Source organism: Hymenobacter sp. PAMC 26628, assembly GCF_001562275.1.
Lineage (GTDB): Bacteria > Bacteroidota > Bacteroidia > Cytophagales > Hymenobacteraceae > Hymenobacter.
Window position 1 is genome coordinate 3,981,740 of the sequence record NZ_CP014304.1, and the last position, 13,056, is coordinate 3,994,795.

The 13,056-nt window shown below is 62.4% G+C and carries 8 protein-coding genes; 6 read left to right on the forward strand and 2 right to left on the reverse strand.

What is annotated here, in order from left to right; all coding sequences use genetic code 11:
- Nucleotides 1–208 precede the first annotated feature (208 nt).
- Complete coding sequence (gene hrpB, locus AXW84_RS26005; protein WP_236943155.1) at nt 209–2,992, forward strand: ATP-dependent helicase HrpB; 2,784 nt, start codon at nt 209–211, stop codon at nt 2,990–2,992.
- A 164-nt stretch (nt 2,993–3,156) separates the two neighbouring features.
- Here the strand turns inward: hrpB and AXW84_RS17285 are convergent, their stop codons facing one another.
- Complete coding sequence (locus AXW84_RS17285; protein ID WP_068236078.1) at nt 3,157–4,005, reverse strand: FRG domain-containing protein; 849 nt, start codon at nt 4,003–4,005, stop codon at nt 3,157–3,159.
- A 293-nt stretch (nt 4,006–4,298) separates the two neighbouring features.
- Here AXW84_RS17285 and AXW84_RS17290 point away from each other — a divergent pair, with 293 nt between their 5' ends.
- From AXW84_RS17290 to AXW84_RS17300, 3 genes are all read left to right on the forward strand, one after another.
- On the forward strand, nt 4,299–6,998 hold the full coding sequence (locus tag AXW84_RS17290) for a TonB-dependent receptor (protein ID WP_157887094.1): 2,700 nt from the start codon (nt 4,299–4,301) through the stop codon (nt 6,996–6,998).
- A 72-nt stretch (nt 6,999–7,070) separates the two neighbouring features.
- The gene (locus AXW84_RS17295; RefSeq protein WP_157887095.1) at nt 7,071–8,261 is read left to right on the forward strand and encodes a right-handed parallel beta-helix repeat-containing protein; all 1,191 of its coding nucleotides are present in this window, start codon (nt 7,071–7,073) and stop codon (nt 8,259–8,261) included.
- Between the two features lie 155 nt (nt 8,262–8,416).
- The gene (locus AXW84_RS17300) at nt 8,417–9,427 is read left to right on the forward strand and encodes a YncE family protein (protein ID WP_236943156.1); all 1,011 of its coding nucleotides are present in this window, start codon (nt 8,417–8,419) and stop codon (nt 9,425–9,427) included.
- A gap of 114 nt (nt 9,428–9,541) precedes the next feature.
- Here AXW84_RS17300 and AXW84_RS17305 read toward each other — a convergent pair whose 3' ends face one another.
- Nucleotides 9,542–10,390 carry an oxidoreductase gene (locus tag AXW84_RS17305; protein WP_068236089.1) on the reverse strand — a complete coding sequence of 283 codons (849 nt, stop codon included), beginning with the start codon at nt 10,388–10,390 and terminating at the stop codon, nt 9,542–9,544.
- A gap of 344 nt (nt 10,391–10,734) precedes the next feature.
- Here AXW84_RS17305 and AXW84_RS17310 point away from each other — a divergent pair, with 344 nt between their 5' ends.
- A complete protein-coding gene (locus tag AXW84_RS17310) occupies nt 10,735–11,295 on the forward strand; it encodes an outer membrane beta-barrel protein (RefSeq protein WP_082773962.1) in 561 nt (186 codons plus the stop codon).
- A gap of 148 nt (nt 11,296–11,443) precedes the next feature.
- Nucleotides 11,444–12,928 carry an IMP dehydrogenase gene (guaB, locus tag AXW84_RS17315; protein WP_068236097.1) on the forward strand — a complete coding sequence of 495 codons (1,485 nt, stop codon included), beginning with the start codon at nt 11,444–11,446 and terminating at the stop codon, nt 12,926–12,928.
- The last annotated feature ends 128 nt before the right edge of the window (nt 12,929–13,056 follow it).

A 13,056-nucleotide genomic window follows, 5' to 3' on the forward strand; every position in this document is an offset into this window, starting at 1 on the left:
TTCCGCAGCAGTAATTCAGCAAGCTGAGTTATTTACGTGGGAGAGGTGCTTCACTTCGTGGACGCCAGATGAGCATGACCGTTCTTTCACAAGCCTAACTGGACAGACCATTAGTAGGGCCCCGCAGCCGGCGCCGAGTGCCTAAGCTCCTGCGCCGCGCCAGCCGCTGGCCCGAACCGCTAATTTTTCTCCTCTTTCCACCCCGCCCTTGGCCAACGATTTCCGCCTGCCCCCGCTGCCCGATTTGCCCATCGTCGCGGCGCTGCCCGCGCTGCGGACCGCCCTCGCCGCCCACGCCCGCGTGGTGCTGGAGGCCCCGCCCGGCGCGGGTAAAACTACGGTGGTGCCCCTGGCGCTGCTGGCTGCCGAGTGGCGGGGGCCCCAGGATAAAATCCTGGTGCTGGAGCCGCGCCAGCTGGCCGTGCGCGGGGCCGCCGCCCGCCTGGCCCAACTGCTGGGCGAGCCCGTGGGGCGCACTATCGGCTACCGCGTGCGGCTCGATAGCAAGGTGAGCCAAGCCACCCGCGTTGAAGTGATTACCGAAGGCATCCTCACGCGGATGATCCAGGACGACCCGGCCCTGGAAGGGGTGGCGGCCGTGGTGTTCGACGAATTCCACGAGCGCAGCCTGAATGCCGATTTGGGCTTGGCCCTGGCTCTGGATGCCCAGGCCGTGCTGCGACCCGAGCTGCGGATTCTCCTCATGAGCGCCACGCTGGAGGCGCAGCGGCTGGGGCAGTGGCTGCCCGCGCCGGTGGTATCGTCGGCCGGTTTTTTGTTTCCGATTGATACGCATTACCTCGACCCGCGCCGGGCCGCCGCCCTGCCCAACCGGCCCGGCGAGCGGCTGGCCACGCTGGTGCCGGCCCAGGTGCGGGCCGCGCTGGGGGCCCACGCGGTGGGCGACGTACTAGTGTTCCTGCCCGGCGTGGCCGACTTGCAGCGCTGCGCCCGGGCCCTCGACTCGCTGCCCGACGACATCGACCTGCACCTGCTGCACGGCGAGCTGCCGCTGGACGCGCAGGACGCCGCCCTGCGCCCGGCGCGGGCCGGCCGGCGCAAGGTCATCCTGGCCACCAGCATCGCCGAAACCAGCCTCACCATCGAGGGCGTGCGCGTGGTGGTGGACGGCGGGTTTGCGCGGGTGCCGCGCTTTGTGCCGCGCACCGGCTTCACCACCCTCGAAACCGTGCCCGTGGCCCGCGCCGCCGCCGACCAGCGCCGGGGCCGCGCCGGCCGCCTGGCCCCTGGCACCTGCTACCGCCTCTGGACCGAAGCCGAGCACCACCAGCTGCCCGCCCACCGGGCCCCCGAAATCCAGGCCGCCGACCTCAGCGCCCTGGCCCTAGAGCTGGCCCTCTGGGGCACCACCAACCCGGCCGATTTGCGCTGGCTCGACGCGCCGCCCACTGCGGCCTACGCCCAGGCCCAGGAGCTGCTGGTGCGCCTGGGGGCCCTGGAGGCAATTAAAAATGAAGAATTAAAAATTAAAAATGAGTCGTTCAGCAATTCTTCAAACGCTGAGTCCAAGCCCGGGCAGCCCACTTTTAATTCTCAATTTTTGATTTTTAATTCCCCCCTCAAGCCTACCGCCCACGGCCGCCAACTGGCCCGGCTGGGCCTGCCGCCGCGCCTGGGCCACCTCGTGGTGCGCGGCCAGGAGCTGGGCCAGGGCCCCGCCGCCACCGCCCTGGCCGCCCTGCTGGCCGAGCGCGACCTGCTGCGCTGGGCCACCCCCAATGACCCGCGCCCGCTGCCCCCCGACCTGCGCCTGCGCCTCGAAGCCCTGGCCAGCGGCCGGGCCCCGCTGCCCGGCCTGGCCCTGCACCCGGCCACCTTGCAGCGCGTGCGCGACGTGGCCCGTCACCTGCAAAGCCGCCAGGGCCCCAAGGGTCATTTACTCATTCAATCCTTCACCCATTCACCAATTGGCCTGCTCACGGCCCTGGCCTACCCCGACCGCGTGGCCCAGCGCGAGACCGACGGCCGCCTGCGCCTCGCCACCGGCCAGCGCGTGGAGCTGCGCACCGAGGACGTGGACCCGCAGGCCGAGTTTTTCGCCGTGGCCCACCTGGCCGGCACCGCCGCCGCGCCCCGCGCCACCCTGGCCGCCCCCGTGAGCCGCGAAGAGCTGGAAACTGCTTTTGCCGAGCAGATTACGACCACCGATGAGGTGCGCTACGACCCCGTCGCCGCACGCGTGACTGGCCGCCGGGTGCGCCGCCTGGGGGCCCTGCGCCTGGCCGAGACCGTCATCGGCCAGCCCGACGCGGCGCTGGTGGCGGGGGCCCTAGTAGCGTATTTGCAGGAAGCGGGCCTGGGCAAACTGAACTGGACGCCCGGGGCCCGGCAGCTACAGCAGCGGCTGGAGTTTCTGCGGCACCACTTCCCGGGTCCCAATGGCGCCGAGAATCAATCATTCCCGGCAAACCAAACCCTAACAACTGACAACCAGCAACTAATATCCAACAACGAGCAACTGATAACTAGCTGGCCCGCCTCCGACGAGGCCACGCTGCTGCGCGAGCTGCCGCAGTGGCTGGGGCCCCACCTGGCCGGCCTCAAAAGCCTCGACCAAGTACAGCGCCTGGACCTGACGGAGCCGCTGCTGGCGCGCTTGCCCGGCGGCTGGGCCCAACGCCAAGCCCTGGACCGCCTCGCCCCCACCGCCCTCGAAGTGCCCAGCGGCTCGCACGTCACCCTCGATTACTCCGAGGCCGCCGCGCCCGTGCTGGCCGTGAAGTTGCAGGAGTTGTTTGGCCTGACGGAAACGCCCACCGTAGCCGGCGGCCGGGTACCGCTGCTGCTGCATTTGCTCTCGCCCGGCGGCCGGCCGGCGCAGGTCACGCGCGACTTGCGCAGCTTCTGGGAGAAGGGCTACTTCGACGTGCGTAAGGATTTGAAGGGCCGCTACCCGCGCCACCCCTGGCCCGACAAGCCGATGGAGCACATTCCGACCAAGCTGACTAAGAAGCGGTTGGAAAACCTGTAGCGTGGACCCTGCAAGGCCGCGCCGCTCGCTTCGTCTTGCCGATAATCGTTGGGCGAATGAGCAGAAACGCGAACTACAACCGAAGGTCAACGCAGCTACTGTGGCAGCTGCGCAATGATTACCGTTCGGCCGCGCGGACTCGCAGAGTCTACGCTACAACCTTGCTACCGCATGTCATCCTCATTCACGAAGGTGCTGCTGGGGCCCCCGGTGCGGGGCGCGTAGTGGCGGTGCAGCCAGCGCGAGAGGCCCCCGAGGCCGGGCAGCAGCACTCGCTCGGTGATGTTGGCCTGGTCGAGCTTGTCGCGCACTTCCCACTTGAGAGCGGCGGGAATAATAATGCGAAAGTACAATTCGGGGTGGCGGGCCAGCCACTCGTGCAGCACGCTCTGGCTGGAGCTCATCAGCGAAAACAGCGCGTACTGGTGCACGATGCGCGCATCGAGGCTGGGCGGCTCCAGAAACAGCACAAACGGCTCGGCTTGCAGGCTTTCGAGGTTGCGCAGGCTATCCGTTGCGGGGGCCAGCAACTCGGAGGTGAAGACGTTGGAACCCTCGTGGCGCAGGGCGTCGCGCAGCGAATCAGGCAGGTGCTCGGCGGCCTTCACGTAGTTCAGGGCCCAAATAATACCGTCCTGGTGGTAGGCCTGGAGGTCATCGGTGGCGAAATGCAGGGCCACGTAGGGCGAGTATGTCCAATCGAGCAGGCGCGTGGGCAGGCCGTGGTGCTGGGCCAAGGCCAGCCAGTCCCACACCGCGGCCGTGGCGGCGGGCGAGGCCGCCGTGTCGCGGGCGTACTTGCGGAAGTTGCGCAGTAAGTGGTGCTCCAGCTCGAAGTAATTGCCGCCTAGCCGCTGCAAGCTGGTGGTCAGCAAGTAGTTTTTGGAGCGCTGCCCGCGGTACACAAACGGCGAGCGAAACCGCCCGATGCGCCCGTCCCAAGTATCCTGAAACAGCAGTTCCTGCAAGTGGGCCCAGGAAGTGGCCACGTAATCGTTGGCGGAGTAGGGCATGGCCCAAAGGTACGGCCGCGCCCGGAGCCCGGTGGCTCGTGGGCGGGGTTCAGCAGGCAGCTGGGCACCCGGCCTGGCAAGGGGTATTTCCCAGCCTAAATAAACCCCAAAAACGTTTCTCCAATAAAGGTCAATTCTGTTGAAAATCTGATTTTTTTGCATCTTTAACTAATTGATAATCAGTTCATAAGTTGCTCATATTTCTGCTCAGAACATAACCTCATGGTCACAATTCGGTAACCTTTTTTGCCTGTCCACACGGGACCTTTGCACTGGATTTAGTGCAGAGAATTATGCGTTCGTTTCTATTACTTGTATTGCTGTCCTTGGCATTTAGTAGCCCAGCCGCCACCCTTCGCGGCCAGGTGGTGGGCCCCGGCGGCGATGCCCTGACCGGGGCCATCGTCGTGGTGCAGGGCACATCCCTCAACGCGGCAGCGGATGCGGCCGGCCACTACGAAATCCGCGACGTGCCCGCCGGCCGCTACGCGGTGCGGGCCTCTTTCGTGGGGTACCGGGAAGCGGTTAAGTCCGTGGTAGTGGTCGCCGACGCGACCGTTGAACTCGATTTCGCCTTGCAGGTTCAAGCCCAAAGCCTAGGCGGCGTAACAGTAATGGGCAAACTGAACCAGGAAGAGGAAAATGCTTCCCGTCTCTCGGAAAAGACGGCCGACAACATCGTTAACATCATTTCCTCCCGGGCTATTGAACGGTCACCGGACATCAACGCGGCCAACGTGCTGACGCGGGTGTCGGGCATTAATATTCAGCGCAGCGCGGGCAGCAACGGGGCCTACGCCGTTATCCGGGGCATGGAGCCGCGCTATAATAATACGCTGGTTAATGGCATCAAAATACCTAGCCCTGACGGCCAGAACCGCTTCGTCTCGCTTGACATCGTGCCTTCTGACCTGCTCAAGCGGATTGAGGTAACCAAGTCGCTCGTGCCCAGCCTGGAGGGCGATGCCACCGGCGGCACAGTGAACCTGGTGATGAAGGACGCGCCCGATACCACCCTATTTCGGGCGACGGCTTCTGTCGGCTACAGCCAGATTTTTTTCGACCGCAAGTACGAGTCGTTTTCGCAGGCCGATATTCAGCAGAAAAGTCCGGGCGGGCGTTATGGAACCGACTACGCGGCCACCCAGCAGGATTTTTCCAGAAGCAACCTCAAGACGGTACCCAAGCAGGCCCCGCCGACCTACCTGGCCGGCCTGACCTTCGGTCACCGCTACTTGGGCAATCGCTTGGGCGTGTTGGTTGCCCTCAACACCCAAAACCAATACTTCGGCTCGAATGGAGTGTTTAACACCGTGGCGACCGACCCCCAGAACCAACCGTATTTGGTTACCATCACAGCGCCCCGTACTTTCTCTAATCATCAGATAAACAACGGATTAGTTACCCATCTTGATTTCACTATCAACGAGCGTAACAAAATCGCCTTTGATAACCTGTTGCTCCGCTCGGATTTTTCTCAGCTGGAAAGCTCTGTCGACACTCTCCTCACCGACCAACGCCGTGGGCCCGGCACGGGCACGATTAACCCACTTCTTCAGACCCACACCACCCGGCAAATCCTGGAGAATGCGAAGTTTTCTGGACGTCACGAACTGGCGAGCCGCCTGTTGTTTGATTGGGCGGGGGTGGTGTCGGTAGCGACCAGCAATTCCCCAGACTATGCGACGTTGAACACCGATTTCTTGCTTTCGCCTACTGCGAGTGGCCAGATTAATCGCAGCGCCGAATTTGTGAACACTGAACTTCGCGTCTGGCAGCATAACCGCGACCGTGACTACACGGGCTTGGCCAACTTGGCGTATCAGACCAGCCTACTCCATCATGCCTTGGAGTTGAAAGTCGGTGGGTTATACCGCGCCAAAGACCGGTACAATCTCCAAGACGAATACGAACTGCGCGCTGCTCAGAATACCAATGGCACCAAGCAGCTATTTATGGGCATCGACAACGCACAGTTTGCCGTCTACACCCCGCTCGGTACGGCCGGTGCTGATGCGGCCAACTACACAGCTTACGAGAACATCGGGGCTGGTTATGTGCAAGCCAAATGGGAGTTGGGGCCGCTGCAGGTATTGACGGGAGTGCGCTTGGAGAGTACGCAGCAGGGATTTACTACCGTGCAGATATCGCCGGTTTCTACTTTGCCCAGCGGGATAGCAAAAACTTACCAGGATTTCCTGCCCAGCCTGAATCTACGATATACACTCAATGAGCAGCAGAACCTGCGCTTTTCTTATTTCGCCTCCATCAACCGGCCTAACTACTATGAGTCGGTTCCATACCGCAATTACACCACTGGCATTGATGGCAATCCCCGCTTGCTGCACGCCACCGCCGACAACCTGGATTTGCGCTACGAGATCTATCCAACGCCCGAAAACTACTTCACGGTGGGGGTCTTTTATAAGCGTATTGTAAACCCTATCGAGTTGAAGCTCGAGGGTTTGACGGCCGGCCAGCTTTTCCGGCAGCCCCAAAACAATCCTACCCCTGCTACGAACCTGGGCGCGGAAGTGACTTTTACGAAATACGTCCAGCACTTCGGCTTATCGGGCAACTACACTTATACGCACTCAGTAATAAGTGACCACCAAAAGGTATTTAATGATGCCGCCACTGGCCAGACCTACGTGATAACGCAGGACCGGCCACTGCAGAGCCAGGCCGCTCACATTGTTAACCTGTCACTCCTGTTTCGCGACAAGCCCACTGGCTTCTATGCCCAGATCTCTTACCAATATACGGGCCGCATTTTACAGCTCGTGGGGTCCAACTTCGACTACTATCAGCGGCCGCTCTCGTCGCTGGCCCTGTCAGTGGATAAGGATATCACCCGGCACTTCACGGCTTTTGCCAAGCTTAATAACCTGCTGAATACGAAAACAGTGCTTACGGTTAATCAATCCGACTTTGTATTGCAGCAGGATGCCTTTAAGGCGACTTATCTACTGGGCGTACGCTATGTCCTCTAGTTCAAACCCGCTTTAGTTGTCTCATTTCTAGTCGCCACTTTTTTAGTTTACACATTTTTCTACCCCTTTCTAATGTCAAAATCCTTCACCCGTACTCTTGGCGGTATGGCGGTGGGCCTGCTGGCCTTGTCTTCCTGTAAAAAGACGGAAGACCTGACCATCACCTCCGTTCCCCAACCGTCGTCGCACCCGATTACCTCGACCGCGCTTTCGGGCAATCTCAAGGGCACGCTGCTCTCCTCAGTAGGCACCTACACGATGGCGGGCGACGTGTACGTGGCCAAGAAAGATACCCTTTACGTGCAGAAGGGGGTCACCGTGAACGTCACCAACAACTCGGCCTTTTTCGTGGACGGCACCCTAATTGCCGAAGGCACGGCCGCCAACCCCATCACGTTCACCTCGCCGCTGGCCAAAAAAGGGTCCTGGGGCGGCTTCCAGTGCGACAGCGCGCAGGCCGTCAGTATCAAGTGGGCCCACATCAATTATGCGGGTGGCCCTAACAAAACGGGCTTTCCCCGCGGCACCATCCGCATCGCGCCCAAGTCGCCCAAGCAGCACATCATGGTTACCATTCAGGACTCCTGGTTGCTATCGGGCACCGATGACGGCATGTCACTCTTCGGCGGCGGGGTAGTGGTGGATATCCAACGTAACACCATTGGGGACGAAGGTCTTGCCGACGGCGATGCCATCAACCTGAAAAGCGGCGTAACGGGCATCGTGGCTTATAACGTGTTGTGGAACGGGGCCGGCACCGCCATCAAGCTGGAAACCAGTCCAACGGTGCTCTACCCGCAGACCAACGTGAAGGTGTACAACAACACCATTGTGGGCAGTGGCTACCGCCGCGGAGCCGGCGAGCCCGGCCGGGGCATCTCGGCTGATAAATTCGCCCAGGGCGCCATTTACAACAACCTGTTGGTAAATGACTACTACGGCCTCGATATCAACCCGGTAGCCGATGTCAAGAACGTTGCCTACGGCAACAATTACTTCTATACGGCGGTGGACTCTACCCGCAAGTATTTCTACCCGGTAGGCTCCATTGGGAAAGCCCAAGCTACGGACATTGTTTCGACGAGCAAGACCGATAAGGATCCCCTATTCGTGAAGCTGTCGCCCACGACGGACCCCAGCCAGGGCGTTGACACGAACGACTACCACTTGCAAGCTGGCTCGCCGGCCAAAGGAAAGGGCAACCCGACGTACAACGCCGACATCGGCGCTTATACCAGCGACGACAAGGGCAACAAGCACTAATTACGGTGGCCTAGAGCCCATTCCAGCGAAGGCCCGTGCTTCGGCACGGGCTTTTTTTGGCCGTGCCATCGGCAGTTCAGTTAACAACCCCGGGCCCGGCCTTTGCTTTTTTAAATTTACCCAACACCATGAAAACCCTGCTTTTTACCGCTCCCTTGGCAATCGCCTTAGGCATCACCACCGTCCGGGCCCAGACGACCGCAGTAGTTGCTCCCTACCACCTGCTCCACACCATCACCGTTGGCGGTGAGGGGGGCTGGGACTACCTCAGCGTGGACCCCGCCGGCGAGCGGCTTTACGTGTCGCACGGCACCCAGGTAGAGGTGGTAGACCTCGGCACCCGCAAGGTCATTGGCTCCATCCCGAACACACCCAACGTGCACGGCATCGACGTGGTGCCCAGCGCCAACCGCGGCTACATTACCTGCGGCCGGGCTAACCAGTGCGTGGTGTTCGACTTGAAAACCCTTCGGCCCATCGGCGCGCCCATCCCCACCGGCCCCAAGCCCGATGCGCTGCTCTACGACGCCTACTCCCAGCGCGTGTTCCTGTTCAGCAACGACGGCGGCCGGAGCACCGTGCTCAACGCCGCGACGGGGGCCGTGGCGGGCACGGCCGAGCTGGGCGGCGACATCGAGGCCCCCGCCACCGACGGCAAGGGCAGCATTTTCGCCAACGTGGAAGACAAGAACGAGGTTATTGAATTCGATGCCAAAACCCTGGCGGTGCGCAAGCGCCACCCCCTGGCCCCGGGCGAAGCGCCCACCGGCCTGGGCTACGACCCCAAAACCAACCGCCTGTTTAGCGGCTGCCACAACGAGAAGCTGGTGGTGACCGACAGCAAAACCGGCAAGCAAGTGGCCGTGCTGCCCATCGGCAAAGGCGTTGACGGCGTCGCCTTCGACCCGTCCACCAACAACATCGTCACCTCGAACGGGTCGGGCACCTTTACCGTCATCCATGAAGACGCGCCCAACCAGTACACCGTGGTAGCGAATGTGCCCACGGCCCCCGGTGCCAAAACCATTGCCCTCGACCCCAAAACGCACCACCTCTTCACCAGCACCGCCGACTACGGCCCCACCCCGGCCGCCACCCCCGAAAACCCGCGGCCGCGGCCCAGCATCGTGCCCGGCACGTTCCGGGTGCTCGAATACGGCAAATAATTTGGCCGCGCCAGCAGCCGCTGGCATGGGGCCCAGGAACTAAATCCGGTTTCAACACAAAAGGGGCCCTGCGTATCGCAAAGGCCCTTTTGTGTTGAAATTTTCGATAAGCGCTTACTTCGCCGCCGGAAAGTCCGCGCCTTCGCCCACGCTGGCGTACTGCTCCACCTCATCGCTCAGCTCCTTGATTTTGGCGCGGGCGCCCTTTACGGCGGCTACGCCCAGGGGCAGGTGCAGGGGCGGATTTTCCTGGTTCACCACGTCGTACATGGCCTGGGCGGCGCGCACCGGGTCGCCGGGCTGGTTGCCGCTGTAGCCCTGAATGTCGCCCATGTTCTTGCCGGCCGTAGCGTCGTAATCCGCGTTTTTGGGCTTCGTGAACGTGGCCGACTCGCCCGCCCATTTCGTGCGGAAGCCGCTGGGCTCGATGTTGGTCACGCGGATGCCCAGGGGCCCCACTTCCTTGGAAAGTGCCTCGCCGATGCCTTCGAGCGCGAACTTAGAGCCGTTGTAGATGCCCACGCCCGGGAAGGCGCGCAGGCCGCCGATGCTGGTAATGTTCAAAATGTGGCCGCTTTTACGCTCGCGCAAATGGGGCAGCACGGCCCGCAGTACCCGCAAAGCACCGAACACGTTCACGTCGAACTGCCGCTGCACTTCTTCCTCGCCGATTTCCTCGATGGGGCCCAGCGAGCCGTAGCCGGCGTTGTTCACCACCACGTCGAGGTGGCCAAGGGCCGTAATGGCTTCCTGCACGGCGCCGGGCACGCGGGCGGCATCGGTTACGTCGAGCACCACGCCTTTGCCGTTGGCACCAGCCTTTTGGGTAAATTCATCGGCTTGGCTTTGGTGGCGGAAGGTGGCGGCCACCTTGTCGCCGTTGGCGAGCAGCAGCTCGGCCAAAGCTTCGCCGAAGCCGGACGATGCGCCGGTAATGAACCAGTTTTTAGGGGAATTGGGCATGAGTCGTTTTTACAAGTAGTGAAAATACCAGGTGCGTAAGACGGCGCGGGGCCCCGATTTGTTTTGCCGCACCGCCGCCGGGGCTCCACCAGGGTCCGATTAAAAATCTTCTATCGTTATTAGTTTATCTTATTGACATACAGAAAAATGATAGCCTTAAAAGCCACGTTGTGCAACGCACGTTGCACAACGTGGCTCTATCTTTTCCAAACCCTTTCCTTCCACATTTTCCTTGTTCTTATGCGGCTCTGCGCGACTCTTTTGCCCGGCCTACTGGCCGGGGCCCTGCCCCTGGCGGGCTTGGCCCAAACTGAGGCCCCGCCGTATTCAAGCCCTAGCTTTTTGTGGGGTTGGGCACGGCGGTGGGCTCGCCCCAATCGCCGGTCGCATTCTACGAAAACACCCTTTCGCCCCTCCTCACGGTGGGTGCGCAATTGCAGCCCCGGCTGGCGGTGCAAGCCGGCGCGCAGTACCACCAGCGCAAGGATTCTTACTTCCACCCGGGCCTTTTCTACTTCAACGGCGGGCTGCATCAAGGCATCAGTTCCAGCACCAACCAGCAGCGCATTGTAGCAATACCCGTGCTGGTGCGCTACGCCCTCACGCGCCGCCCCGAACAGCGCGTTCAAATCGATGCGTTGGGCGGCTTCACCCTGGCGCGGTTCACCTACCAGAGCAAATCCACCACGGTTGATGGCCTCCAAAACGTGGTTTACAACAACAATTACGATTACGCCAGCAACAACTTTTACTTCAATCTAGGCTCCGGCTTGCGCTGCCGCTTGGGCAATGACCTGGACTTAACGGGGGACTTAATGCTCAACTTTCTCTTGGCCCGTCATCTCTACAGCTACATCTCCTCAACGGCCGCGCTGGGCTTGCGCTACCGCTTCGGGCGCAGCTAGGGCCCCGGTTCTATTAGCACGCTATATCCACCTTCGCTGCACGCTAAACGCCCCGCCCCAGCGGCGGGGCATTTCTTTTTCCAGCGCGTTCCAACTTCCCGGTGTAACTTTGCCCTGCAATAGGTTTTCCCTCAAAATCCTTTTGCATATGGCTGATCCCGCCGCCCTCGCTAACAAGATTGCCTTCGAGGCCCTCACCTACGACGACGTACTGCTGCTGCCAGCGTACTCCGAGGTACTGCCCCGCGACTGCGACCCCGGCACCCAGCTCACCGCCCGCATCCGCCTCCAGATTCCGCTGATTTCGGCGGCGATGGATACCGTGACGGAGGCCGACATGGCCATCGCCCTGGCTCAGGAAGGCGGCCTTGGCATCATCCACAAAAACATGAGCATCGGCAAGCAGGCCGAGCAGGTGCGGCGCGTCAAGCGCAGCGAGTCGGCCCTGATCCAGGACCCGTTCACACTGCTGCCCACCGCCACCCTCGCCGACGCCCGCCACCTGATGCGCCACCACAGCATCGGCGGCATCCCGGTGATTGACGGCCAGCGCCGCCTCCAGGGCATCCTCACCAGCCGCGACCTGCGCTTCGAGCGCGACCTGACCTTGCCCGTGACCACCGTGATGGTGCCGCTGAGCCGCCTCGTGACGGCCCCCGCCGGCATCGACCAGGCCGCAGCTGAGGAGCTGCTCCAAGACAGCAAAGTGGACAAGCTGCCCCTCGTGGACAAAGACGGCCGCCTCGCCGGCCTGATGACTTATAAGGACATCCGCAAGCGCCGTCGTTCGCCCCAGGCCAGCAAAGACGGCCAGGGCCGCCTGCGCGTGGGCGCCGCCGTGGGCGTGACGCCCGACCTGCTCCAGCGCGTGGCCGCCTTGGTAGAAGCCGGCGTGGACTTGGTGAGCCTCGACACGGCCCACGGCCACTCGAAAGGTGTAATCGACGCCGTGCGCCAAATCAAAACCGCTTACCCCGACCTCGACGTGATGGCCGGCAACGTGGCCACCGCCGCCGGGGCCCGCGCCCTGGCCGACGCCGGCGCCGACTGCGTGAAAGTGGGCGTGGGCCCCGGCTCCATCTGCACCACCCGCATCATCGCCGGCATCGGCGTGCCCCAGCTCTCGGCGGTGCTCGAAGCGGCCCGCGGCCTGGAAGGCACCGGCATTCCGCTGGTAGCCGACGGCGGCATCAAGTTTTCGGGCGACATCGTGAAGGCCCTGGCCGGGGGCGCCGCCGCCGTAATGGTGGGCTCGCTGCTGGCCGGCACCGAAGAATCGCCCGGGCAGCTTATCATATACGAAGGCCGCAAATACAAAAACTACCGCGGCATGGGCTCGGTGGAAGCCATGGAGGACGGCAGCAAGGACCGCTACTTCCAGAGTGCCGAGGACGACGTGAAGAAGCTCGTGCCCGAAGGTATCGTGGGCCGCGTGCCCTTTAAAGGTGCTGTGAGCGAGATTATCTACCAGCTCGCCGGCGGCCTGCGCGCCGGCATGGGCTACGTGGGGGCCCCCGACCTGCCCACCCTGCAAGCGGCCCAGTTTGTGCGCATCACCGGGGCCGGCCTGCGCGAGAGCCACCCCCACGACGTGCAAATTACCCGCGAGGCGCCCAACTACAGCAGCCGCTAGGGCCCCGGCAGGCGGACGGGTGCGGGCGTTTCGGCGGTGCGCCCCCGGCATGGTATCTTGCGCCTCGGCTGCGCTGCCTGGCTTATAGTGCCCGGTCCTTAAGTTTGCGTCGCTACCCTTTACTTCGT

Excerpts from the sequence above, each read along its gene's own strand:
- AXW84_RS17285 (WP_068236078.1), bottom strand. The coding sequence starts at position 4,005 with ATGCCCTACTCCGCCAACGATTACGTGGCCACTTCCTGGGCCCACTTG.
- AXW84_RS17290 (WP_157887094.1), top strand. The coding sequence starts at position 4,299 with ATGCGTTCGTTTCTATTACTTGTATTGCTGTCCTTGGCATTTAGTAGC.
- AXW84_RS17295 (WP_157887095.1), top strand. The coding sequence starts at position 7,071 with ATGTCAAAATCCTTCACCCGTACTCTTGGCGGTATGGCGGTGGGCCTG.
- AXW84_RS17305 (WP_068236089.1), bottom strand. The coding sequence starts at position 10,390 with ATGCCCAATTCCCCTAAAAACTGGTTCATTACCGGCGCATCGTCCGGC.
- guaB (WP_068236097.1), top strand. The coding sequence starts at position 11,444 with ATGGCTGATCCCGCCGCCCTCGCTAACAAGATTGCCTTCGAGGCCCTC.